General features: G+C 28.5%; 24 protein-coding genes. 5 read left to right on the forward strand and 19 right to left on the reverse strand.

The window, feature by feature from the left end:
* Positions 1-125: 125 nt before the first annotated feature.
* The 15 genes from D3Z07_RS12035 to D3Z07_RS12105 form a co-directional block, all read right to left on the reverse strand.
* On the reverse strand, positions 126-1,646 hold the full coding sequence (locus D3Z07_RS12035) for an NADH-quinone oxidoreductase subunit N (protein ID WP_122893986.1): 1,521 nt from the start codon (positions 1,644-1,646) through the stop codon (positions 126-128).
* Positions 1,643-3,130, reverse strand: coding sequence for a complex I subunit 4 family protein (locus D3Z07_RS12040; RefSeq protein ID WP_122893987.1), 1,488 nt, complete (start codon positions 3,128-3,130; stop codon positions 1,643-1,645). Before D3Z07_RS12040 ends, D3Z07_RS12035 begins: the two co-directional genes overlap by 4 nt.
* A 1-nt stretch (position 3,131) precedes the next feature.
* Positions 3,132-5,018 (reverse strand): NADH-quinone oxidoreductase subunit L, encoded by a 1,887-nt coding sequence (nuoL, locus tag D3Z07_RS12045; protein WP_122893988.1) that lies wholly within the window; start codon positions 5,016-5,018, stop codon positions 3,132-3,134.
* On the reverse strand, positions 5,015-5,329 hold the full coding sequence (nuoK, locus tag D3Z07_RS12050) for an NADH-quinone oxidoreductase subunit NuoK (RefSeq protein WP_076088377.1): 315 nt from the start codon (positions 5,327-5,329) through the stop codon (positions 5,015-5,017). The genes nuoL and nuoK overlap by 4 nt, the downstream gene beginning before the upstream one ends.
* Positions 5,326-5,853 (reverse strand): NADH-quinone oxidoreductase subunit J family protein, encoded by a 528-nt coding sequence (locus tag D3Z07_RS12055; RefSeq protein ID WP_076088375.1) that lies wholly within the window; start codon positions 5,851-5,853, stop codon positions 5,326-5,328. The genes nuoK and D3Z07_RS12055 overlap by 4 nt, the downstream gene beginning before the upstream one ends.
* A complete protein-coding gene (locus D3Z07_RS12060) occupies positions 5,846-6,352 on the reverse strand; it encodes a NuoI/complex I 23 kDa subunit family protein (protein WP_122893989.1) in 507 nt (168 codons plus the stop codon). The genes D3Z07_RS12055 and D3Z07_RS12060 overlap by 8 nt, the downstream gene beginning before the upstream one ends.
* A 1-nt stretch (position 6,353) precedes the next feature.
* Entirely contained in the window at positions 6,354-7,634 is a 1,281-nt protein-coding gene (locus D3Z07_RS12065; RefSeq protein WP_122893990.1) for a complex I subunit 1/NuoH family protein, read from the reverse strand.
* Positions 7,631-9,067, reverse strand: a complete 1,437-nt coding sequence (locus tag D3Z07_RS12070; RefSeq protein ID WP_122893991.1) for a 2Fe-2S iron-sulfur cluster-binding protein — start codon at positions 9,065-9,067, stop codon at positions 7,631-7,633. The genes D3Z07_RS12065 and D3Z07_RS12070 overlap by 4 nt, the downstream gene beginning before the upstream one ends.
* A 34-nt stretch (positions 9,068-9,101) precedes the next feature.
* On the reverse strand, positions 9,102-10,388 hold the full coding sequence (locus tag D3Z07_RS12075; protein ID WP_076088367.1) for a citrate synthase: 1,287 nt from the start codon (positions 10,386-10,388) through the stop codon (positions 9,102-9,104).
* Positions 10,389-10,412: 24 nt separating this feature from the next.
* Positions 10,413-11,660, reverse strand: a complete 1,248-nt coding sequence (nuoF, locus tag D3Z07_RS12080; RefSeq protein ID WP_076088365.1) for an NADH-quinone oxidoreductase subunit NuoF — start codon at positions 11,658-11,660, stop codon at positions 10,413-10,415.
* Positions 11,660-12,136 (reverse strand): NADH-quinone oxidoreductase subunit NuoE family protein, encoded by a 477-nt coding sequence (locus tag D3Z07_RS12085; protein ID WP_076088363.1) that lies wholly within the window; start codon positions 12,134-12,136, stop codon positions 11,660-11,662. The genes nuoF and D3Z07_RS12085 overlap by 1 nt, the downstream gene beginning before the upstream one ends.
* Positions 12,136-13,770, reverse strand: coding sequence for an NADH-quinone oxidoreductase subunit D (locus tag D3Z07_RS12090; RefSeq protein WP_122893992.1), 1,635 nt, complete (start codon positions 13,768-13,770; stop codon positions 12,136-12,138). Before D3Z07_RS12090 ends, D3Z07_RS12085 begins: the two co-directional genes overlap by 1 nt.
* A complete protein-coding gene (locus D3Z07_RS12095) occupies positions 13,763-14,278 on the reverse strand; it encodes an NADH-quinone oxidoreductase subunit B (protein ID WP_076088359.1) in 516 nt (171 codons plus the stop codon). Before D3Z07_RS12095 ends, D3Z07_RS12090 begins: the two co-directional genes overlap by 8 nt.
* Entirely contained in the window at positions 14,269-14,631 is a 363-nt protein-coding gene (locus D3Z07_RS12100; RefSeq protein WP_076088357.1) for an NADH-quinone oxidoreductase subunit A, read from the reverse strand. Before D3Z07_RS12100 ends, D3Z07_RS12095 begins: the two co-directional genes overlap by 10 nt.
* A gap of 121 nt (positions 14,632-14,752) precedes the next feature.
* On the reverse strand, positions 14,753-15,931 hold the full coding sequence (locus D3Z07_RS12105) for a MalY/PatB family protein (RefSeq protein WP_122893993.1): 1,179 nt from the start codon (positions 15,929-15,931) through the stop codon (positions 14,753-14,755).
* 89 nt (positions 15,932-16,020) lie between these two features.
* Here D3Z07_RS12105 and D3Z07_RS12110 point away from each other — a divergent pair, with 89 nt between their 5' ends.
* Both D3Z07_RS12110 and D3Z07_RS12115 read left to right on the forward strand, forming a co-directional pair.
* Complete coding sequence (locus D3Z07_RS12110) at positions 16,021-17,835, forward strand: menaquinone biosynthesis decarboxylase (protein ID WP_122893994.1); 1,815 nt, start codon at positions 16,021-16,023, stop codon at positions 17,833-17,835.
* Positions 17,836-17,906: 71 nt separating this feature from the next.
* A complete protein-coding gene (locus D3Z07_RS12115) occupies positions 17,907-19,127 on the forward strand; it encodes an ATP-binding protein (RefSeq protein WP_122893995.1) in 1,221 nt (406 codons plus the stop codon).
* 42 nt (positions 19,128-19,169) lie between these two features.
* Here D3Z07_RS12115 and D3Z07_RS12120 read toward each other — a convergent pair whose 3' ends face one another.
* From D3Z07_RS12120 to D3Z07_RS12135, 4 genes are all read right to left on the reverse strand, one after another.
* Complete coding sequence (locus D3Z07_RS12120; protein WP_164707228.1) at positions 19,170-19,958, reverse strand: GGDEF domain-containing protein; 789 nt, start codon at positions 19,956-19,958, stop codon at positions 19,170-19,172.
* Between the two features lie 113 nt (positions 19,959-20,071).
* Positions 20,072-21,067: an ABC transporter ATP-binding protein gene (locus D3Z07_RS12125; protein WP_122893997.1), complete on the reverse strand. Its 996-nt coding sequence runs from the start codon at positions 21,065-21,067 to the stop codon at positions 20,072-20,074.
* The gene (locus tag D3Z07_RS12130) at positions 21,054-22,673 is read right to left on the reverse strand and encodes an ABC transporter permease (protein WP_164707229.1); all 1,620 of its coding nucleotides are present in this window, start codon (positions 22,671-22,673) and stop codon (positions 21,054-21,056) included. The genes D3Z07_RS12125 and D3Z07_RS12130 overlap by 14 nt, the downstream gene beginning before the upstream one ends.
* A gap of 5 nt (positions 22,674-22,678) precedes the next feature.
* Positions 22,679-23,683, reverse strand: coding sequence for a Fe(3+) ABC transporter substrate-binding protein (locus D3Z07_RS12135; RefSeq protein WP_122893999.1), 1,005 nt, complete (start codon positions 23,681-23,683; stop codon positions 22,679-22,681).
* A gap of 212 nt (positions 23,684-23,895) precedes the next feature.
* On the opposite strand from D3Z07_RS12135, the gene D3Z07_RS12140 reads away from it, so the two are divergent.
* From D3Z07_RS12140 to D3Z07_RS12150, 3 genes are read left to right on the forward strand one after another with little or no spacing between them, the layout of a single operon-like run.
* Positions 23,896-24,669 (forward strand): ABC transporter permease, encoded by a 774-nt coding sequence (locus D3Z07_RS12140; protein ID WP_164707230.1) that lies wholly within the window; start codon positions 23,896-23,898, stop codon positions 24,667-24,669.
* Positions 24,666-25,319 (forward strand): ABC transporter ATP-binding protein, encoded by a 654-nt coding sequence (locus D3Z07_RS12145; RefSeq protein ID WP_122894001.1) that lies wholly within the window; start codon positions 24,666-24,668, stop codon positions 25,317-25,319. Before D3Z07_RS12140 ends, D3Z07_RS12145 begins: the two co-directional genes overlap by 4 nt.
* Positions 25,320-25,330: 11 nt before the next feature.
* Positions 25,331-26,392: a hypothetical protein gene (locus tag D3Z07_RS12150; protein WP_164707231.1), complete on the forward strand. Its 1,062-nt coding sequence runs from the start codon at positions 25,331-25,333 to the stop codon at positions 26,390-26,392.

The raw sequence follows: 26,392 nt of genomic DNA on the forward strand, positions 1-26,392 counted from the left end.
CATTTGTGTAAAAAGTAGCATTTGTGTAGAAAAAGAAAGCCCATTTAAAGGGCTTTCATTCCATAGAGTTTTTTGTTTTCTTTAAGAAGTCTTAAATATTTTTATATGTTACGTATTAACACACTCTATTTTATAAATAATGATTGAACTGCAGTTTGACTTAATGTAATTATTGAATCAATATTTAAAACTGGAATAAAGAATACAATTGCAGATCCAACTCCACCTAATATTGTTAAAATTGCAACAAATGCAATAGCATAAGTTGAAACTCTTTTATCATTAAATCCTTCAATACTACAAGTAAGTGGTGCAGGGTAGAAATACATTACGGCAATTAATTTAAAGTAGTAGTAAACTGAAACAATTGTAGCAATTACAGCTAGTGTTGTAAGACCAATATATCCAGCGTGAATAGCTTCAGTAAATACATAAAACTTACCTATAAATCCAATTGTTGAAGGAATTCCAGCAAGAGAGAATAAAAAGATTGTCATCATAGCAGCTAAAAAAGGTCTCTCATGAGCTAAACCTTTAAAGTCATCATAAGTAACTCTAACATTTGTTTCAGAAATAATATGTGAAGCTAATCCAAAAGCCCCTAGTGCTGATAAAAGGTAGGCAATTAAGTAAAACATTGTAGCATATGCAGAATCAATATTTAAAATTTCTCCATCTTTATATGAAAGAGCTATGAATGCTAATAATAAATATCCTGTATGAACAATAGATGAAGCTGCAAGCATTCTTTTTATAATTGTTTGTGTAACTGCTAACCATGTACCAAATACAAGAGTTAAAACTATAATTACAGAAATAATACCATCCCAAAAATCAATAATAGGAGTAATATCTTGAAGTATTGCTCTTAAGAAAAATGAGAAAATCGCAATTTTAAAAGTAGATGCCATATAAGCAGTAATCACCATTGGTGCACCTCTATATACATCTAAAACCCATGATTGGAATGGGAAAGCTGCAATTTTGAAAAGGAATGTAAATAGAATTAATGTTAATCCAATATACACTAAAATCATATCATCACCAGAATGTGATGTAATATATGCACCTAATTCACTTAAGTTTGTAGTTGCAGTTGCTCCGTAAACTAATACAGTTCCTAGTAAGTAAAATGCTCCAATAAAAGCACCTAAAACTAAGTATTTAAATATAGCTTCAACTCTTTTTGAGTCTTCCGTATTAACACCAACCATAATATAAACAGAAAATGATGCAATTTCTAATGCAATATATGCAGTTACAAGTTCATTAGTATGACCTAATAACATCATTCCAAATAAGGCAAATAATAAAATTGAGAAAAACTCACCTTTAAAATATGATCTATGTTGGAAATAATGCTCACCAATTAGAAGTGTTAAAATAGTTCCAAGAATTAATAAAATATCAAAGAAGTTTGAAAAAGTATCAAAGATTAGTACATTATTTAATAATTCATTGTAAGGTTGAACAGAATAAGACTCTGTAAATCTTAATAATGAGAACCCTAAAGCAATAACTAAAAATAATGTAGAAACAGTAATGAAGCTTTTAACAGAATATTTTTCATACATACTCATAAACATTAGAGTAAGTGCTCCAATTAATACAGTAATTGCTGGAATTAAATAGATAAATTCACTCATTTTGCTGCTCCAATATGTAAGATATCACTTAAGTAGTGAGTAACTGTAGGTTCAAATTTATCAATAAAGATATCAGGATAAATACCCATTAAAAATACTAAAACAACCCAAGGAGCAAGTCCAATGATTTCTTTTATTTTAAGGTCTCTCATTTTTAATGCAGGAGCTCCTTCTTTTCTATCTTCTAAAATAGCTCTTTGGAACATCCATAACATATATGAAGCACCAATGATTACTGTAACTGCAGATATATATCCTAAAGTATGATTAAATTCATAAATACCAAAAATGATTAATAATTCAGATACAAAACCATTAGTACCTGGTAATCCGATATTTGCAAATAACATAATCGCAAATATAAAAGTCAAAATTGGTGCTTGTTTAGCAATTCCACCTAAATCTTTTATTGTTTTAAATCCAGTTTCTTCATGAATTAAACCTATAAGTAAGAAAAGTGCTCCAGTTGCTATTGCATGAGCTATTATTAAATATAAAGCTCCATTAATTCCATATTCGTTTAATGAAAAAATACCAGCAGCTATGAAACTTAAGTGAGATGCAGATGAATAAGCAAACATTCTTTTTATATCATCTTGCATAAGCGCAGCAATTCCAAAATAAACAAGTCCAAATAATCCAATAGCTACAAAATATACTGAAAATTCAATATAAATTTCTGGAAAAATAGGAATCATAAATCGAACAATTGCATAAACACCAAGTTTTGCCATAATAGAAGAAAGTAAAAATACAGCTCCCGTTGGCGCATTTTTATATGTTTCCATAATCCAAGTATGAAGTGGAAAAATAGGAATTTTAATAGCAAATGCTGCAAGGAATGCCAAGAATAGCCATACTTTTGTAGAGTATTCTATAGTTGTAATTTTCATTAAATCATTATAAGCAAACGACCATACTTCAAATTCTGAATGATAAGCAACACCTAAATATAAGATAGCAATAAACATTAATAAAGAACCAACCATTGTATAAACAGTTACTTTTATTGTTGTAAATATTTTATCTCCAAATCCATAAGAACCTATCATTAAAAATACCGGTAAAAGCATTACTTCCCAGAAGAAGTAAAATAAAACAACATCTAAAGATAATAGTGTTCCTGTAACTCCTGTTTGAACTAAAAGCATATTTATCCAATATCCTTTTGTTCTTCCTTCCCATAATAAAAGATAAGAAGTAGGAATTAAGATAGCAATCATCATTAAAATTGTTAAAGAAAAACCATCTAATCCAACATAATAGTTAATTCCATAAGATTCAATCCAAGTTGAGTTTGTTACAAACTGCATTCCAGCACTTGGTTCAAACTCTATATAAATTTTAAGTACAAGAGCTAAAATAACAGTAGTTGTAAGAAATGCAATATTTCTAATTGTATTAACATCCCTAGTTGTTAGCATTAAACCAAATGCTACAATTGCAGGTAAAAATATGATAAATGAAAGTATATCTGAGCTCATACTATAATCCTAACTTAATATATAAATAAATAAATATGCAAGTCATTCCAACAAGCATTGTTGCAGCGTAAAATCTTACATTTGCATTTTGAATCATCGAAACTTTCTTCCCTAAATTAACAAAATTTATTGAAGATTTCATTATAAAGCCATCAATAATTTTATCATCTAAAACTTTATCAATAAAAACTGATAGTTTTTTACTTGATTGTACAAATAATCTGTCATATAGTTCATCAATATAGAATTTATTTCCAATTAGTCCTGTTTCCTCTTCAGGTTTTGATACATCAAAGTTTGCATATTTACTATGAGCAACTTTTATACCAGCAGCTGCTACTATAATTGATAATGCCATTAGGATATATTCAGTTGTATGTGACATATGAATAGTTTTTGAATTTAGCTGAGCTAACCAAGTATCAACTTGATGTTCTCCTCCAAATATTGCAGGGAAGTTTAAGAATCCTGCTCCAATTGCTCCAATTGCTAATAATACAAGAGGGAAGGTAATTGTTTTTGATGTATATTCATATTTTTCTTTATGTTGCGAAGGTGCAACGAAAACAATAAAATATAATCTAAACATATAAAATGCAGTTAAGAATGCTGTAAACATTGCAATAAGCCATATTAAATATTGACCTTCTTGGAAAGCTGCTGCTAAGATTGCATCTTTTGAAAAGAATCCAGAAAATGGAGGTATTCCAGAAATTGCTATAACACCAACTAAGAAAGTAAATCCAATGATTGGTAATGTTGCTCTATGTTGTGCGATTTTAAAAATATTTTGTTCATGATGAACAGCTATTATAACTCCACCTGCACCCATAAATAACATTGCTTTGAAAAAGGCATGTGTAAACACGTGAAATAATCCAGTTGAATAAAAACCAAGACCAACAGCTATAAACATATAACCTAATTGACTCATAGTTGAGTAAGCAAGGATTTTTTTAATATCAGTTTGTTTTGTTGCAATAATTGCAGCAAAAAGAGCTGAAAATGCACCAATATATGCAATAAACAATCCTATATCTTCCATTCCTGAATAAAGGAAATGAAATCTTGCAACCATATATACACCAGCTGTTACCATAGTTGCAGCATGAATTAACGCTGAAATTGGAGTAGGACCTGCCATTGCATCTGGAAGCCAAACATATAATGGAATTTGCGCAGATTTACCCATAGCTCCAATAAATAGTAAAATTCCAGAAAGCACTAAAAGTTCACTACTTGCATTTGCCATATTTGTTTCAATTGAAGCAAATGATAAATCAACTTCTCCTAGAGCAAAAAATAGTGTTACAACACCAAGTAAGAAACCAAAATCTCCAACTCTATTTGCAATAAAAGCTTTATTTGCAGCGATTACATTTTCAGCTTTTCCGTAATAGAACTTAATTAAAAGGTATGAACAAACTCCAACCCCTTCCCAACCAATGAAAAGAATAATTGGATTATCTGCTAATACTAAAATTAACATTGATGCTAAGAATAAGTTAAAGTATGCAAAAAACTTACCAAAACCGTTATCGCCTTTCATATAACCAATTGCATAAATATGAATTAACCAACCAACAAAAGTAACAAACATAGACATAAAAATTGATAGGTTATCACCTAAAAGTGACATTCCTATATGAAGTTTATCAATACTAACCCAAGTAAATAAATCTTGCTTGAATATAATATTTTCTTCGTTCATTCTTAAAAATAAAGAAAGTGTAATTAAAAAAGAAATAAGTGGTGTTCCTGTTCCAATAATTGAAAAAACTAAATCAGATACTTTTTCTTTTTTTATATGATAGAAGTAAAATCCTGCATTTAAAATAGCTCCAAGTAAAGGAGCTAAGATAATCCAAACTAGTAAGTTTGTACTCATGTTCTCTCTCCTTGTTTTAAAGTATTGAAAATATCAGTATCAAGAGATTTTCTTGATCTATATAAAAGAATAATAACTGAAAGGAAAATTGCAGCTTCTGCAGCAGCAATAGCAATTACCATAACTGTAATTACTTGAGGATCCATATTAAAATGATATCTAGCAAATGTAACTAAAAATAAGTTAACTCCATTTAACATCATTTCAATTGACATATAAATTACAAAAATATTTCTTCTTGAAATTACACCAATTGCCCCAATAGAAAAAAGCATCATTGCAACAAATGCATAAGACGTTAATGAAATCATGATTGCTCTCCTTCATTATTTATTTTTGACTTTCTTTTTTTAGCAAGTACAACTGCACCAATTAGTGCTACTAAAAGTAAGATAGAAATTAACTCAAAAGCTAATAACCAGTTATTATATAATTGAAGTCCAATTGGTTTTATATCACCAAAATCACTACTTGAAATTGAAAAATCTTTTGCAGGTAGTTTTGAAACTGCTTTTAAAATTAATACATTTAAAGGAATCATAATAACAGCACCAAGTGCTATTAGTTTAAATTTCTTAGGCTCTTTGGGTAAGTCTTCTTCTTTAATGTTTAAAAACATTAAGATGAATAAAATCAAAGTCATAATTGCACCTGCATAAACAATGATTTGAACTAAAAATAAAAATGTTGCATTTAAAAGCGCAAACATTCCAGCAACACTAAGCATTGAAATTAAAACACCAAGTGCAGAATACATAGGATTTGCATATACAATCATAGCAATGGCACCTGAAATTGCTAGAAAAGCAAGTGCTATAAATATTACATCAATCATCACTTAAATCCTTTGATCTATTATTTGCCATTAGTGCTTTTTTATCTAGAACAAACTCTTCTCTTGAACTTGCTGTAAATGAAAAAATTCCAGTATCCATTCTAATTGCATCACAAGGGCAAGCTTCCACACAATAACCACAAAAAACACATTCAAGTAAATCAATTTTAAACTCTTTAGGACGTTTTTCATCATGTTCATCAAATCGCTCTTCAGCTTCAATAAAAATACAATCAGCAGGACATGCAGTTGCACACATATAACACGCAACACATTTTTCTGTTTCATCTTCCCATTTTGTAAGTCTGTGAACACCTCTATATCTTTCATTTAAATCTGTTGGTTGAACTTCTGGATATTGCATTGTTTTTAACTGCTCAACATCTTTAAAGTTTTTTGTAAAGTGTGAAAAAGTTGTTTTCATTCCTCCAAAAATGGCAGGAAGATATAATTTATCCTTAAATGATTTACCGTATCTTGGTACTACTTTAATTCCCATTTTAACTCCCTTGAACTACAATAAATGTTGCAGTTACTACTATATTTAAAAGTGCTAATGGCAATAATACTTTCCAACCTAGCATTTGTAATTGGTCATATCTAAATCTTAATACTGTCCATCTAATCCAAATGAATACAAAAGCCATCATAAAAAATTTAACTAAAAATGTTCCTATTTGTAAAACAGCTGTTGCAATATTTACACCATTTTCTCCAAGACCTACTACTAAGAATATTGCTAATAAAATAGCAACACCTAATGATAAAACCCAAAATGCAATAGATAAAATTTTTGTTTCTGTATCTCTTGATTTGTCATTTACATCTTTTGATTTATTATTCTTTTTCATCCAAGCTGTAATAAAATATGCTTTAATAGGTAAAATAACAATCATTGCCATCATAATATAATCTAAGTTATTTTGAACAGCTGCTGTATCTAACCATGGAATTTGATAACCACCAAATACAAGTGTAACAATAATTGCGGCACTTGCACTCATAGCAGCATATTCACCAACTTGGAAAAGACCAAATCTCATAGCTGAATATTCAGTATGATAACCTGCAACAATTTCAGATTCACCTTCTGCTATATCAAAAGGAGCTCTATTTGTTTCAGCAAAACAACAAACTATAAAAATAATTGCTGCAATTGGCTGAATAAATATTCCCCACATTGGAATAACTCCAAAAAATGTTCCCGCTTGCGCATTTACAATATCAGTTAAGTGAATAGAACCATAAGATAAAAGCATCGATATAATTGCTAAGGCCATTGCAGCTTCATAAGAAATTACTTGCGCTGCTGCTCTAATTGAACCTAAAAGTCCATATTTACTATTTGATGAATAACCACCTAAAATGATTCCATAAATAGATAAACCAGCAAAGGCTAAGAACCACATGATTCCAAGTTCATTTGGAATTGCTGACATAATAAACGAATGACCATCAATTACAAGGTTATCAGCAAAAGGAATAGTTGCAAAAGTAAGAAAAGAACAGAAAAATACAATTACAGGTGCAATTGTAAAGAAGAATTTATATTTAATATGTGAAGGTGTAAAGTCTTCTTTAAATACAAGTTTTAACATATCTGCAAAACTTTGAATTAATCCACCAAGTCTAATTGGACCAATTCCACATCTATTTGGACCAGTTCTATCTTGCATAAATCCTGACACTCGTCTTTCCCACCAAACGAAAACAGGAGTAAGACCAACTGCTAAAAAAGCAGCTAGTGCTATGTTTACAGCTATTACAATTGCACTACTCATAGAGTTCCTTTTTCAATCATAGATTTTAAATGTTCAATTACACTTGTAATTGTTTCCATTGGATTATCTTTATTCATTTTTGAGATTACTTTTTGTTTTGTTCCATTTACATTAATATATGTTCCTGATTTTTCATAAAATGAAGCAATTGGAATTGCAATATCAGAAGAGCCAATTGTTAAACAATGATGTGAAAATAATGAAATTACTTTTTTATTCTTTAGTAATTCTAAATTATCATCAAAATATTTATTATCAATTGTGATTACAAGCGTTGCATCTTTGATTTTTTCATCAAAGAAAGATTGCTCTTCATTTATTTCTAATTGTTTAAATGAAGCTCTGTTTGTTGTTTTATCATTTGTTTTTAAATAATCATCTTTAAACTCTTCATCAAATGTATCTGGTGAATATCCAGATACATTTGCATTTAATTTATTTGCAAGATTATTTACATTTTGCATTTCTTCTAAAGAAAGATTTGGACTTAATACAAATAAAATATTTTTTTGAGTTGTTAATTCTTTAAACATATTTGTAATTGTGTTACTTATTTCAGTTTGAGCATTATTTAATAAAGGTGTTGTAAATCTATTATTAGCTTCATTTTCGTATGATAGTCTTCCTTCATCACACATAAAGAATCCATTTACAGCATCATTTCTTCTTGGTCTAAATCTAAATATTTGGTCATCTTTATATTTTTCTTTTCTATGATCAACATAAATATTACAGCCTTTTGAACAACCATTACAAATTGCATCAAAAGTTTCTAAAAACCAAACTCTTTGTTTAAATCTAAAATCTTTGTTTGTTAAAGCTCCAACTGGACAAATATCAATAACATTCATTGCATATGGATTACTTAATTCTTGTCCTGGAAAAGTTCCAATTACAGAATGATTAGCTCTATTTATTACACCTAATTCATTAGTCTTTGTAATATCAGAACAGAATCTCACACATCTAGTACAAAGTACACATCTTTCTTGGTCAAGCATTACATTAGAGCCTAAATCAACTCTCTTTCTTGCATTAACTTTTGTATCTGTATTTACTCTTGAGTCATAAAAACCAGATTCCATATAGTAATCTTGTAATTTACACTCCCCAGCTTGATCACATGTAGGACAATCAATTGGGTGATTTATAAGTTCAAGTTCTAAAATATCTCGTCTAACTTTCTCGATATTTTCACCCTTAGTTCTTACAATCATTCCTTCTTTGATTGGTGTATCGCAGGCAATCTGAGGTCTTTTTTGACCTTCGATTTCTACCATACACATTCTACAGTTACCATCTTTACCTAAAGCTTGGTGGTAACAAAAATGAGGAATATGGATATTTTCATCCAATAATTTATCAATTAACAAACTTCCTTTAGAAGCTTCCATTTGTGCGCCATTGACTGTTAATTCTACCATTTCACTCATTTAATTTACCCCTTACACTTCAATTTAATTATTTCTAGTTACCTGTATATAATTGTCTAGGTCTTGCAATTTTACTCTTAGGATCTTGTTTTAATTCTGACCATTGTGCAATCCAACCTGGAGTTCTACCAATAACAAAAATAGGAGTAAACATTTCAACTGGAATTTTAAGAGCAGTTAAGATTACACCAGAATAGAAATCGATATTTGGGTATAAACCTCTATCTTTGAAATAATCATCATTTAAAGCAGCTTCTTCAACAGCAGCAGCAATATCTAATAGTTTTGAATCTAAGTTTAATGCTTCTTTTAATTGATCTTGTAAACCTTTTAAACATTCAGCTCTTGGATCTCTATTCTTATAAACTCTATGTCCAAATCCCATTAATCTAAATGGATCATTTCTATCTTTTGCTTTAGCAATAAATGAAGGAACATTTTTAATATCACCAATCATTTTTAATTGATCCATTACTTTTTCATTTGCACCACCATGAGCAGAACCCCATAAAGCAGCAATACCTGAAGAAATAGCAACATATGGATGTGCTTCAGTAGAACCAACATTTCTTACAGTTGTAGTTGATGCATTTTGTTCATGATCTGCATGTAAAGTAAAGATAGCATCAAGAGCATCAACTTCAATTTGTTTAATTTCTTCATTAGTACCATCTGGAAGTCTTTTCATAGTTCCACCTGGATATGCTCTTAACATATATAAGAAGTTTTCAGTGAAGTATCTATTTACATCTGGGTAAATTAGTGGAGTACCAATTGAATTTCTATATGCCATAGCTGCAATTGTTGGCATTTTTGCAACAATTCTTCTTCTCATTATTTTAAATTGTTTGTCATCTTCTAAATTTAAGTGATCTTTATAAAATGCTGCAAGTGCCATAGTAGCAGCACCCATAGTTGCCATAGGATGTGCTCCATCTGGTAATGCATCAAAAATTCTAATTAACCCTTCATTTAAAAATGATCTATGTCTAATTTCTAAATCAAAATTTTCTGAAGCTTCTTTTCCTGGTAATTCACCTCTCATTAATAAGTAACAAACATCTAAGAAAGATTTTTTACCAGCTAAGTCACCGATATCATAACCTCTATATCTTAATTCTGAATTTTCACCATCAATAAAAGTGATTTTTGAATCACAAGATGCAGTTGAAGTATAACCTGGGTCATAAGTGAACATTCCTGAATCTTTATAAAAAGTTGAAATATCAACAACACTTGGTCCTCTAGTCCCGTCAATTACGTTATATTCGTATGAATTCCCGTTTCTATTATCTGTTAAAGTAAATGTATTTTTTGCCATTATTTGTTTCTCCTAATATAAAATTTATTTTTTAAAATATGCTTCGAATTCTTCTGGGAATTTTTGTACCATGCTTTGGATAATATCTTTAACCGCTGGTGCAAATACACAAATTGTTTTACCATTTAAAGATACACATACATCAAGAATAGTATCTATATCTTTTTTTGAACCATCACCTGCTAGAATTTTCGCTAAGACATCATCAATCCAACCACAACCTTCTCTACAAGGTGTACATTGTCCACATGATTCATGATGGTAAAACTCTATTAAGTTTTTAGCAGCTTCAACCATACACATGTCTTCATCTATTACAATCATTCCGCCAGTACCTAAAGTTGAACCAATATCCCACATAGATTCATAATCTAATACAGCTTTTTGTACTTCATCAGCTGTTAAAATTGGACAAGATGAACCTCCTGGAATAATTGCTTTTAACTTTTTACCTTCTTTCATACCACCACCAACTTCATTTAAGAAGTCAATCATTTTGTTTCCAAATGCTAATTCATAAACTCCTGGGTTTTTAACAGCCCCACTCATTGCAAACAACATTGTTCCAGGTGATTTTTCAGTTCCATAAGCTGTATAAGCTTCATAACCATTTTCAATAATAAAAGGAACTGTTGCAATTGTTTCTACATTGTTTACAGTTGCAGGATTATCAAAGAACCATTCACACTCTTTTTGATGCGGTTTAAGTCTTGGATGTCCTCGTTTTCCTTCAAGTGATTCAATTAGTGCTGATTTCTCACCACAAATATATGCACCAGCTCCTCGGTGAACTGTTATTTCCATTTTATAATCATGGCCCATAACACTATCACCAATTATTCCTGCTGCATAAGCTTCTTGTATTGCTTCATCAACTCTATCACTAAAGAATTTATATTCACCTCTTATATAGATATAAGCATGATGTGCATTAATTGCATATGAAGAACAAATAATACCTTCAATTAAAAGATGAGGATCATATTGAAAAATTTGTCTATCTTTAAAAGTTCCAGGTTCTGATTCATCACCATTTACAATCAAATACGCAGGTCTTGGATCATTTTTTGGCATAAGTTGCCATTTTGGACCACAAGCAGCTCCTCCTCCACCTTTTCCTCTTAATCCTGAGTTAACAACCTCAGTTGTTACATCATCAGGAGTCATTGTGAAAAGTTTTTCTATTGAAGAGTATGCACCATTTTGTTGTGCAACTTCTAGTTTATGATAGTTTGGAATATCAAATTTTTTGCTTACTACTTTAACTACCATTATTTACTCTCCTCAATTAATTTTTTTAAGGATTCTACACTTTGGTTTTCTTTATATTCTCCATTAAATGCAAACATAGGAGCTCCACCGCAAGCACCTAAACATTCAACTGCACTTAAATGAAACTTACCATCTTCACTTGTCTGACCTGGTTCAATTCCAACTGTATCTTTCATAAATTTGATTAAATCATTTGCACCCATTAACATGCAAGATAATGTTTTACAAACTTCAATATGATAAGTACCAATTGGTTTTAAATTAAACATAGTATAGAAAGTAGCAACTTCATATACTTGAATAGGAGTTTTCTTTAATTTATTTGCAACAAATATCATAGCTTCTGGAGATATCCAGTTTTCTTGCTCTTGAACTAGCCATAAACAAGGTAACATCATAGCATCTGAATTAGGATATTTTTTTAATTGTTCTTGATATTTTTTTTCGTTTTCTTCTGTAAATACAAATGTTTTCATTATCTATCAAACTCCCCAGCAATAAAGTTCATACTTGCCATTGTTACAACTGCATCTGCAAGCATTCCACCTTCAACTATATTAGAATATGCTCCAAGTGAGTAAAAACATGGAGGTCTACATTTTACTTTATATGGTTTCCCATCTCCATCACTCACAATAAAGAATCCAAGTTCACCATTTCCAGCTTCAGTTGAAGAATAATATTCACCTTTTGGTACTTTTATTCCTTCAAATGTAAGTTTAAATTGATTCATCAAGCCTTCAATATTTCCATAAACATCTTTTTTAGATGGAAGTAAAACACCAGGTGCATCAACATTTATAGGACCATCTGGTAGTTCTTTCATAGCTTGTCTAATGATTTTTGTACTTTGAACCATTTCTTCAAATCTACACATCATTCTGTCATAAACATCACCATGAGAACCTACAACTATATCAAAGTCATAGTTTTCATAACCATAGTAAGGCTTATCTTTTCTTAAATCATGTGGAATTCCAGTTGCTCTTAAATTTACTCCTGAAATTCCTGCACTTAATGCAAAATCAGATTCAATTACACCTACATCTTGTGTTCTATCATGGAATATTTTATTATGAGCAATTAAACTTAAAGCATCAGAGCATGCTTTTTCTACTTCTTTTAATACATTTTCTAAATCATCAGCAAAACCATCATATAAATCAAACTCTAAACCACCAATTCTTGTATAGGTATTAGTAAGTCTTGCACCTGTTAGTTTTGATAATAAATCATAAGCAGTATCACGTGGAGCGAATAAATACCAGAAATTAGTAAGACCACCTAAATCAACCATATTTGCTGCATTACAAACAAGATGATCAATGATTCTACTTAACTCTCCAATTATTACTCTAATTGATTTAGCTCTTTGTGTGATATCAATTTTTAACATTTCTTCAACAGCTTTTGAATAACCAATGTTATTTAAAATAGCGCTACAATAGTTTAATCTATCAGTATAAGGAATTACTTGTGAGTAAGTATGGTTCTCACAAGATTTTTCAAAACCTCTGTGTAAGTATCCAATTTCAGTTACACAAGCACTAATTGTTTCACCTTCCATTGCTACAAAGTTTCTAATAGTACCATGAGAAGCAGGGTGAGAAGGACCTACGTTTAAAAGCATTAAATCATTTATTTCTTCAGGAGTGTAACCTTTTTGAACTAATAATGGATCCATTTCATCCATTAAATCTTCAGTTTCAGTACAGATTTGACCTTTTGTAATTTCATAATCTTTTCTTAGAGGATGTCCTACAAATTGATGATGGTTTAAAAGTCTTTTTAAATTTGGATGACCATTGAAGTTTATTCCGTATTGGTCATAAGCTTCTCTTTCAGCCCAGTTTGCTGATTTGTAAAGTGAAGTTAAAGAATCAACAGTTAAAGTTGCATCATCTATATAAGATTTGACAGATATTTGTTTTTTGAATGTTTTGTCTCTTAGAATATAAACAACTGCAAATCGCGATGGTGTAACATCAGGATATTTTAAATAATCTATAATTGTTACATCTAAAAGAATATTATAATTTTCTTCATTTTTTAATTTTAATATCGTTTCTTTGATTTGTGTAGAATCAACTAGCATATCACACTTAAGCATCTAGAAATCCTTTGAAAGGTTTAACTCTATCTTTTAATAGTGATTCGTCATTAGCTTTTTCTTGAATTCGCATAATTGCATCTAATACAGCTTCAGGTCTTGGAGGACAACCTGCTACATATTCATCTACAGGGATTATTTGATCAATTCCTTGTAAAGTTGTATAGTTATCATAAAATCCACCAGAACATGCACATGCACCCATTGAAATAACCCATTTAGGTTCACACATTTGCTCATATATTTTCTTTAAAATAGGAGCTTGTTTATATGAAATAGTTCCTGCTACAATTAATAAATCTGCTTGTCTTGGAGAAAATCTTACAACTTCAGCACCAAATCTTGAAAGGTCATATTTAGCACCTGCAACACTCATAAATTCAATACCACAACATGCAGTTCCAAAAACCATTGGCCATAAAGAGTATGATCTACCCCAGTTAATCGCATGATCAAGTTTTGTAGTTACAATAGAATCGCCTAAACCAGCTTCTGCTCCTAATCCCATGATAATGCCTTTTTCTTATAGATATAAATTAGTCCTGAAAATAATAGTCCCATAAACATAAACATTTCAAAAAGTCCTAAATATCCTAGTTCTTTAATATTTACAGCCCAAGGGAACATGAAAATTATTTCCACATCAAACAGAACAAATAAAATTGCTACTAAGTAAAACTTGATAGAGAATCTTATATTAGTATTTCCTACTGGGTTTGAAACACCACTTTCGTATACTGTGTTTTTCATTTGTGCTTCTTCGTCTTTTGGACCTATATACCGAGTAAGTACAAAAACAGCCACTAAAATGAAACCAATTGTAACAAAAATAACAGAGGCAAGAATCAGTTCTGTTGACATTTCATATCCTATTTTTTAATTTCGTTTTCTAGTGTACACTAATTTTACACTTCTGAAAAGCTTTAGTAGCTTTCCAAAAATTTAATTTAATAGAATGAGAAAAAAGGTAATACTTTGCTATTTAATTGCTATTAAAACTCTTAGATATATCGTCTAGAGCAACTTTTAGAGCATCTTTGCTAAGTGCAATATTTAGTCTAAAGTGTGAAACCCCATTGCTACCAAAAGAAACACCATCATTTAATGCAACTTTTGATTGTGTTAATAGTCTGTTTTTAATTTCTTTGTGATTTAATGAAGTATTTTTAAAATTTAACCATAAAAGGTATGTTGCTTCTGGTAACATAAAATCAATATTTGGAGCATTTTTTTGTAAATAATCTTTAGTAAATTGCATATTTTTTTGTAAATAATCTTTTAATTGATCTACAAACTCTCCTCCATTTTCATAAGCAGCCTTTGTTGAAATAAAACCAAAAAAGTTTATTGATTGAATTTCTCTTTTAATTGCAATAGTTTTAAATTTATCTAAAATATCAGAGTTTTTACTAATTGCATAAGCACAATTCAATCCTGCAATATTGAATGTTTTTCCTGCTGAATTAAGAGTGATTGTAATATTTGCGATTTTTTGACTAATTGAAGCAATAGGTGTAAACTTTTTAAAAGTAATATCAGAGTGAATTTCATCAGAAACAATTGTAATATTATGCTCAATACAAATATCTGCTAAAGCTTCAAGCTCTTCTTTATTCCAAACACGTCCAACTGGATTATGAGGTGAGCATAAACAAAGAATTTTTGTTTTTTTAGTTATTTTAGATTTTAAATCTTCTAAATCCATTGTGTAATAACCATTTTCTTCTTTCAATTCATTTGTTATTACTTTTCTATTATTTGCAAGTACACATTTAAATAAAGGAGGGTAAACAGGTGTTTGAACAATTACTTCATCTCCAATTTCGCTAAAAGCTTCAACACAAGCCGAGTAAGCAGGAACAACACCATTTACCATATAAATATCTTTTTTTTCTATTTGCCAATTGTGTCTTGTATTTTGCCAATTAATAATTGAATCATATAATTCATCACTATCAATACTATAACCATAAGCAGAGTTTTGTGCTGCTTTGATTATTTCATCATTTATAAACTTTGGAGTTTTAAAATCCATATCAGCCACCCAAAGTGGATTTAAATCTTCATATCCAAAATATTTTTTTAAACCATCATACTTGGCACAATTTGTACCTTTTCTATTTATTTTTTCATCAAAATTGTAATTATCTTTATCAATCATATATAAATCTCCTACCATAAACTATATTTTATTGATAAAATGATATAAGATTTATACTAATTACCTGATTAGGTTACATAGAGGAAAATATGAAAGAAGCAATCGAACTATTAAAAAAGAATGATTTACTAAGAATTATAGATGATGAATTAGATATTAATTTAGAAATTCCACATATAGCGTATATTGAAGTTAAAAAAGAAGATTCAAAAGCATTATTATTTACAAATGTTGTAGATAAAGCAAATGATAAAAAATTTGATATTCCTGTTTTGATGAATGTTTTTTGTAATGAAAAAGCTGTTGAGTTATTTATAGGTGATGGAGATAAAATAGGTTCTGAAATTGAATCATTATTAAAAATGAAACCACCAACAACTCTAGGAGAAAAGCTTACAACTTTTGGAAAGCTTTTTGCTTTAAAAAATACAATTCCTAAAAAAAATAGAGGGAAAGGTGAGTGTCAACAAGTTATAAAACTTGGAAAAGATGCAAAACTTAGTGATTTACCAGTTCTTACAACTTGGGAGCAAGATGGTGGTCCTTTTATTACAATGGGACAGGTTTATACAACTTCTTTAAATGGGGAAATGAAAAACCTTGGTATGTACAGACTTCAAGTTTTTCCAGATAATACATTAGGTTTACATTGGCAAATTCATAAAGATTCAAATCACTTCTTACATGAGTACAAAAAAGCAGGTGAAAAAATGCCAGTTTCTGTTGGAATTGGTGGTGATCCTATGTATATTTGGTGTGGACAAGCACCTTTACCAATTGGAATTTTTGAGTTAATGCTTTATGGTTTTGTAAAAAACAAAAATGCACAACTTGTAAAATCAATTACAAATGATATTTGGGTTCCAAAAGATAATGACTTTATTATTGAAGGTTTTGTTGATCCTGAAAAAGTTAGAATTGAAGGACCATTTGGAGATCATACTGGTTATTATACACTTGAAGAAGAGTATCCATTTATGGAAGTTACTGCAATTACAAGTAAAGCAAAACCTACATATTTAGCAACAGTAGTTGGTAAACCACCTTTAGAAGACAAATATATGGGACATGCAACAGAGCGTATTTTCTTACCATTATTAAAAACAACTGCGCCTGATTTAATTGATTATTATATGCCAGAAAATGGAGTTTTTCATAACCTAATTTTAGCAAAAATCAAAACTTTATATCCAGGTCATGCACAGCAAATGATGCATGCATTTTGGGGTGTTGGTCAAATGAGTTTTGTTAAACATGCTTTATTTGTAAATGAAGATGCACCTGATTTAACAGATCATAAAGCAATAGCTGAACATATATTAAATCGGATAAATATCGATGATATGATGATTTCAAAAGGTGTAGTTGATGCACTTGATCACTCAAGTCCAAAGTTTGCTGTTGGTGGAAAACTAGGACTTGATTGTACAGGCGAAGAAATAGAAGAACTTGGAATTACTCTTATTGAAGATGATGAATTATTGTTTAAAATGCAATCTATTACAAGTGAAGTAAAAGAGTTAAAACAATATTTTACAAACACTAAAAACCCAGTTACTATAATTACAGTAGATAAAACAAGAACACAAAAATATCTTTTTGAAGACTTAAGACCAATTTTAGAGAATATAAAAATTCTAATCATAATTGATGCTTCAAATCAGAATGATGTGAATAATCCTTATATGTTAGTTTGGAGAGTTGTTAATAATATCGATTCAAACAGAGATATGTATTTTGATCAAAATACAATTTGTATTGATGCTACAAATAAAAACTCATTTGATAACTATAAAAGAACATGGCCTGATGATGTTGATTGTACACCAAGTGTTTTAAAGTCACTTCAAGAACGTGGAGTTATTGATATTAGTGATGAGTTTAAAAAACTATACCAATTATAAAAATTATATAATTAACATATAAGCTCTAATTTGTTAATCTTACTTTACATATATATGGAAAGGTTGCTATTATGAGTTTACAGTTAATGTATGAAAATTGTAATAATTTATTACAAAGAACATCACTTACATCAAAGAGATATCTTTATAATAAAATTAATTGGGATTTAAAATCAATTGGAATTTTGGGACAAAGAGGTCTTGGAAAAACAACAATAATGCTTCAATATATCAAAGAAAACTTTAACAATAATGATAAAGCTTTATATATAACTTTGGATAATCCATATATGCAATCTACAAGCTTAATTGAATTTGCAAAAGAGTTTGAACAATATGGGGGAGAAGTATTATTTATAGATGAAGTTCATAAATATGATGATTGGTCAACACATATCAAAAATATATATGATAGCCTAGATATAAGAGTTATATTTTCCGGTTCATCAATTTTACAAATAGAAAAACAAAATGCTGATCTTTCAAGAAGAACAATAATTTACCATCTTGAAAACCTATCTTTTAGAGAGTATCTTGAGTTTACTGGTATTAAAAGTTTCAATTCATATTCTCTTGAAGATATTTTAGAAAATCATAAGTCAATAGCAAATAATATAAAAGAAGATATTAAACCATTGATGCATTTTAAAGAATATCTGCAGTATGGTTCTTATCCTTTTATTCTGGAAGATAAAGATAGCTATTATCAAAAAATAGTTCAAATGATAAATTTAATTTTAGAAACTGATCTACCTCATATAAATAAGATAGAAATTCAGCAAATCACAAAACTAAAAAAACTACTTTATATGTTGGCAATAAATGTGCCATTTATTCCAAATATTACAGATATTGCTAAGGCAACTAACATATCAAGACCAAAAGTATATGAATATTTAGAACATCTTGAATCAGCAAAAATTATAAATAGTATAAGAAGTAAAGAAAAAGGTTACAATATCATGTCAAAACCAGAAAAGCTTTTTATGCAGAATACTAATATTTCTTATGCATTAACAAATCAAATTGATATGGGAAGCGCAAGAGAATCTTTTTTTGTTAATCAAATAAAGAATTATTATAATGCAGAAACAAAACTTATTGATAATACAATTTTTTCTTCAAATAAAGGAGATTTTTTAGTTAATAATAAATTTATTTTTGAGATTGGAGGGAAAAATAAGAGCTTTAATCAAATCAAAGACTTGCCTGATTCTTATGTTGTTTCAGATGATATAGAAATAGGATTTAAAAACAGGATTCCTCTTTGGTTATTTGGATTTCTCTACTAAGAAAAGCTTGTGTTATTAATTTTTGTATAATCTTCATTGTCCTTATAAAACTTTTACTGCATTTTTACTCTGATTTTTGATAAAATACATTGCATCATCTGCTCTTTTAATTAAATCATTTTTTGTATCTTTTTGTGAATATTGACTTATTCCTAAGCTTATAGTTAAAGTATTATTTATTCCAAAATTTGTTTTTGAAACTAATACTCTTAAATCATTAGCTATTATAAATGCTTCATTTGAACTAGTTTCAGGAAGTAAAATTATAAATTCTTCTCCTCCCCATCTTCCGATAAAATCAGTTTCTCTGATATTTTTAGAAACTAAGTTACTTATTTGTACAAGGACTTCATCTCCTTTGACATGACCAAAATGATCATTTATTAATTTGAAATTGTCTATATCAAAAAATATTATAGAAAAGGGTTTATTATCAGGTTTTGATTTAGTTATTTCATCGTCAATAAGTAAATTGATTTTCCCTCTATTGAAAATATTAGTTAGACTATCCCTATTTGCATAATTTAGTAGTTCTTTTTCATCTTTTTTTCTTTTGGATATTTCTTTTCTCATTTTATGATTAATAATTAATATAATTAAAATTGTTAATAATAAAGGAATTATAAATTTATAAATCCATGAAAAGTTATTAGACGATTTGATTAAAACAAGATAATTCTTTAATATTTCTTCTTTTTCTTCATGTGTAATATGAGGTATACTTATTTTTTTATTTATAAGTTCTATAATATTTTTTTCAATAGAGTTTATTTCATCGTTTTCTTTAATGCTAATATTTTTAAATAAATGATTTTCTAAATCATTTAGCATTATTTTATCAATCGCTAGAAGAGAGGTTATTAGTATAATAATTACAAATAATATTTTTCTAAATTTCATAAAATAAATTATACACTAAATTTTATAAATAATAAGTAGCTTTGTTATTTTAGTATTATTTTTATATCTTCTCTTTTTAAATCTAAGTATATTTTTTCATTTAAATCGATATTTTCTAATGTTGATTTAATCATTGATAATTCATCAGTTTCATTATTTTTTACATCTTTTACTAAAATCTCGTAGTATTCTCCACAAAAAGACTTATCTATTATTTCTACTTCAAGTAAAGTGTTTTTATTAGTAAGTTTAGATTTTGAAATTTCTATTACTGCTGTTTGATTTTCTTTTACTTTTAATTCTAATTTTTTAATTAATGCTTCTGGTAGTACATTTATTTCAGATAAGAAGTTTGCAATATAATAATTTACTGGTTTTGAATATATATCTAGCGTTGCATCAAATTGTAAAAGCTTTTTATTATGAATTATCCCAATTTTATCTGAAATACTTAAAGCTTCTTTTTTATCATGCGTTACTAAAACGGCAGATAGATTATATTTTTTGATTAAGTTTTTTAACCACATTTTTGTCTTATATCTAAGTTGTGAATCAAGATTTGCAAAAGGTTCATCAAGTAGTAATATTTTAGGCTTATTTGCCATTGCTCGTGCAATTGCAACTCTTTGTTGCTGTCCACCTGAAAGCTGATGAATTTGCTTATTTTTATGAGCTACAATATCAAACTGTTCTAGAAGTTGATCTACTCTTTTATTTCTATCTTTTTTAGATAATTTATCTAAAGCAAAAGAGATATTTTCTTCTACATTTAAATGTGGAAAAAGTGCATAATCTTGAAAAATATATCCAACTTCTCTATCTTGTTTATAAACTTCTTTAGATGATACACAAGTATCTCCAATACAGATATTTCCATCATGCTCTTTTTGTAAACCAGCAATTGCTCTTAAAATTGTAGTCTTACCACAACCACTTGAACCTAATAGAGTTACAATTTCTCCTTGCTTTACATCAAAGTTAATATCTTCTAAAATTTTTGTTTCATTAAAAGATATTGAAAAGTTGTTAATACTTAGCATTCTGTGCCTTTTTCATATTTTTTGTTAGTAATAATACTGATATAATTCCAATTAATACTATAAACATAGATGGAACTGATGATTCTATTGTTTGTGATTGCTCATTTAATTCTAAGGCTCTAATTGCAAGAGTATTATAATCAAAAGGTCTTAATACCATTGTAAGTGGTAATTCTTTTACAACTTCAATAAATATAACAATAAATGAAGCAGCAGCAGAGTTTTTAATCAAAGGAATAAATACTTTTGTAAATGTTTTTATTTGACCAATTCCAGATATTTTAGCAGCATCATCATAGCTTTGAGGAATACGATTAAATCCTGCTTCAAAGTTATTAATACTAATTGCTATAAATCTTACAACATATCCAAATATAACAGCTACAACAGTTCCTGAGATTAGAAAATCTATTGATAATACATCTAAAACATATTTATGTAATATTCCAAAAAATGATAATATTCCAACTGCAACAACAGCTCCAGGAATTGAATAACCAAGTTTTAGTATTTGAGGTAATGAGCTTGAACTTTTGTCTTTATTTACACGTGAATTGTAAACAATAAGTATTGCAATAGCTGTTAAAAGTGTTGCAGATATTATCCCTAGTTTTAAAGTTTTTAGTAATAAATCAATAAATTCTTCATCAATTATTTTTTCATAAGAAATAAAGAACCAAATTGTAAGCTGTACAAATGGTAATAAGAATCCAAAGAAAAAAGGAATAAAACATGCAAAAGATGCAAGAAAGTTTTTACTTCCTTCTAGTTTTATCTTTTCAATGGGTCTGAAATCTTTTCCAGAACTTTTATATACTTTATTTCTTCTTTGAAACTTTTCTAAGATGATTAATATAAATAGAAAAGTCATTAGCATACTAGCTAGTTTTGAAGCATCTTCAATACTTCCCATACCTTCCCATGTTTTAAAAATACCAGTTACAAAAGTGTTTACACCAAAGTACTGCATAACACCATAATCAGCAGTTGCTTCCATAACAGCTAGCGTTGCACCTGCAATTATTGCAGGTCTTGATATTGGTAAAATTACTTTTTTTAAAACTTTCCATGATGAAAGATTAAAAGTTTTAGCTGCTTCAATAATTGAAGCAGATTCAAAATTAAAATAAGTTCTACATACCAAATATACGTAAGGATACAAAACTAATGACATTACAAGAACTGCACCTTCAATAGATTGAATATCAAAAAAGACTACTTCACTAAGATTTTTATCTAGAAGATTTAAAATATAACTTGTAACATTTCCACTAATTCCAAACATTCCATTATACATAAAAGCTATTATATAAGTAGGAAAGGCAAAAGGTAAAATCAAACCATAATCAAAGTAATTTGAAAAAGAAAATGTATAAAAAGATGTAAGATATGCAGTAGTAAAGCCAATAATAGTTGTTAGAATTCCAACTCCTATCATTACAAATAAGGTATTGTATATGTACTCAGCTAGTACAGTGTTTTTTATATGTTCCCAATTTTCTGAGTCATGAATAAAAAGATATACAAATATTGTAATCATAGGAATAGAAATAAGTAGTGTAATTAATACACTACTTATTTTTAAACTAGAGAGTTTATTTTTCAAATATGTTATTTCCAACCTGCAACATCAAGAGCTTTTACAGCATCTTTATTAAATTTACCTAAGTCGTTAATTGTAACATTATCATCTTGAACTTTCCCCCAAGATGCAACAAGTGGTGAAATCTCAGCATCTTTTATTATAGGATATTCATAGTTTCCTTTTGCAAATACTTCTTGTGCTTCTTTTGAAAGTAAAAATTCAATAAATTTAATTGCATTTTCTTTATTTTTAGCATATCTAGCAACACCTGCTGCAGAAATATTTACATGAGTTCCACCATTTTCAAACTTTGGAAAAATTACATTTACATTTTCTACTACTTCTTTATCAGATAAGCTTCCATTAGCAAGCTTTCCTAAATAATATGTATTCATAATTGCAATTGAACCAAGGCCTGCATTTATTCCTCTTGCTTGATCTCTATCACTTCCTTTAGGATCTCTTGCCATGTTAGCAACTACACCTTTTGCCCAAGTTGTTGCATATTCAACGCCATGATGTTTAATCATTGCGGCCATTAAAGATTGATTATATACATTACTTGAAGATCTAACCATAATTTGACCCTTATATTTAGGATCAGCTAACTCTTCATAAGTTTTAATACCATTTGAAAGTTTACTATCTTTTCTTACTGTAACCATTCTAGCTCTTTTTGTAAGTGCGAACCATTGATTATCTTTATCTCTTAATTTACTATCGATATTTTTTACTAAAAAATCTGATTGTATTGGTTGAAAAAGTTTTTTCTCAGTTGCTCTTTGAATTCTAGCTGCATCAACAGTAATAAATACATCCGCAGGTGAATTTTTACCTTCACTTTCCATTCTTTTAATCAGTGCATCATCTTTTGCTTGAATTACTTTTACTTTGATTCCAGTATTTTTTTCAAACATTTTAAATAATTGCTTATCAGTATCATAATGTCTACTTGAGTATACATTTACATCATTGCTTGCAATTAATGAACTTGTTAATATTAAAGCACTTAGTGCTAATTTTTTTATCATAATCTTCCTTCTTATTTTATCTATAATGATAATTGTTATTAGAATAATAGAAAAAAAAAGCTTTATTTATTCTTAATACTAAGAATGATTATCAAATCTAATAAATAATATTTATATTCAAAAAGTAATAAAATATAAGCAAAAATAAATTAAAAATAATATATAATAAATGTTACTTCATAATTAAATAAGTAATATTTAGAAAGGTAATTTTGTTTTTTAATACAAATATTAATTTTTTCAATGTTATATATGCTCTTTTCTTAAGAGAGATACAAACTAGGTTTGGATCTAAAAAAATGGGTTATTTTTGGGCTGTTGTTGAACCATCAATACAAATATTAGTTTTTACTTTTATTCATTCAGCTATTGGAACTTCAAATTCTGGTTATGATATAGCTGTTTTTATAGCAGTTGGTTTTTTATCTTTTAACTTTTTTAAAAATATTATGATGAGTTGTATGAATTCATTTGATGCTAATAAAGCACTTTTTAACTATAGACAAGTAAGACCAATACATACAATATTTTCAAGAGTATTAGTGGAGTTTTTGATATTTGTTTTTGTTTCTTCATTCTTTTTATTTATTGGTTTATATTTTGATTTTGATTGTTCAGTTGAAAACTTGTTAGATACTATTTTGTTATTATTTTGGTTTGTTCTTTTTGGAACTAGTTTAGGTTTGTTTTTTGCTGTAATAGTTTCATTTTATGAGACTTTCAAAAAAGTAGTAACTTTAACTTCTATGCCCTTATTATTTATTTCAGGTCTTTTCTATTCTTTAAAAGATTTACCACCATCAATACAAGAAATTCTTCTTTATAATCCCGTACTACATTTTGTAGAAGCTATTCATGCTAGTTATATAAATGTATTAGATGATAGGTTTGTTGACTATAAATACATGCTTTTATGGACTATAATCCCTCTTTTTTCTGCATTGTTCTTATACATAAAAAGTGAGAGAAAGATAATAACATCATGATTGAGCTTAAAAATGTCACTAAATACTATGAAACAAATGTTGGAAAAAAATATATTTTAAACAATGTAACTTTTACAATTCCACCAAACAAAAGTATTGCAATACTTGGCTCTAATGGAGCAGGAAAATCAACTCTTTTACGTATGCTAGGAGGAATAGACTTTCCAAATAAGGGTACAATAAAAAGTAAAAAAGTCTTTTCTTGGCCAATGGGTCTAGCTAGCGGTTTCCAAGCTAGTATGACGGGACGGCAAAATGTAAAGTTTGTATGTAGAATATATGGTAAAGATGATGAGCATATGAGAGAAGCTATAAACTTTGTAAAAGATTTTAGTGAAATCGGTGATTATTTTGATATGCCTTTACGAACGTACTCTAGTGGTATGCGTGCTAAGCTAAGTTTCGGAATGAGCTTATTTTTTGATTTTGATTATACTTTGATTGACGAAACATTAGCAGTGGGTGATCCCAAATTTAATAAAAAGGCAAAAGCAGCACTAATGGCAAAGATCAAAAAATCAAATGCAATAATAGTAAGTCATCAAATGCCTGTATTAAGAGAAGTTTGCGATGTAGGTATTTATCTTAATGATGGTAAAATTCAGTATTTTGAAGATGTCCAGGAGGCAATAGATTGTTATCAAAAGTAAAAAGAGCGAGATTGAAAACTTTGTTTTTAATTTCACTTGTAATTTCAGTTATTTACGTAGGTTTTATTAAAACAAGTTTTTATGAATCTAGTGCTAGTATTACTATAAAAAATTTAGATGATAGCTCAACTACTTCTAGTCTTCTTGGACTTGTAAGTGGTCAAACAAATAACAGTGCTCAAGATGCAATGATATTACAAGAGTATCTTAAATCTTATGAAGTGTATGAAAAGTTAAATAAAGAGTTTAATCTTTCAAAATACTACGAAAGCTATAATATAGACTTTTTACAAAAAATGTATTCATTTAATTCTTATGAAGATTTTGTTGAACTGTATAACAAGCATTTAACTATTGTTTATGATGAATCATCAAATATTACAAAAATTTCATTTTTTCATATTGATGCACAAAAAGCACAAGAAATAGTGGTATTTTTGATCAATGAAGCAGAAGATAAGCTTAATAAATACAATAAACAAATAGCCCAAAAACAATTAAGATTTATAAAAAATGAAACGAACAAACAAAAAGAAATATTAGAAAAATCTATAAGCAAACTTGAACTTTATCAAAATAATGAAAAAACATTAGATCCAAATAGTCAAGCAGAAACAAATAGTGCACTTATTTCAGAGTTAAAAGCAAAGCTTATTGAGAATAAAGCAAAACTACAAAAAATGTCTAAATATCTAACAAATAGTGCTTTTGAAATAGTTGACTTAAAAAGAGAGATCTCTCAAATAGAAGAATCTACAAAAGAGCTGAGAAAAGAGCAATCAGGTACTTCTTCAAAAACACTTAACAAATCAATCTTTGAATTTGAGAAAATCAAATCAGAGGTTGATTTAAATACTGAACTTTATAAACAATCTCTATTGCAATTACAAAGTTCAAAAATTGAAGTAAATAAAGAGAATAAAACTTTACAAGTATTGGTAAATCCAAACTTAGCTCAAAGTTATAGTGAACCTAAGAGAGCAAGAGAACTTATAACAGTTATACTTGTTTTATCACTGCTATATGGAATCCTATCAATGATAGGTGCAATAATAAAAGATCATAGGGAATAA

The organism is Arcobacter peruensis, from assembly GCF_003711085.1.
In the GTDB taxonomy this organism is placed as follows: domain Bacteria; phylum Campylobacterota; class Campylobacteria; order Campylobacterales; family Arcobacteraceae; genus Poseidonibacter; species Poseidonibacter parvus.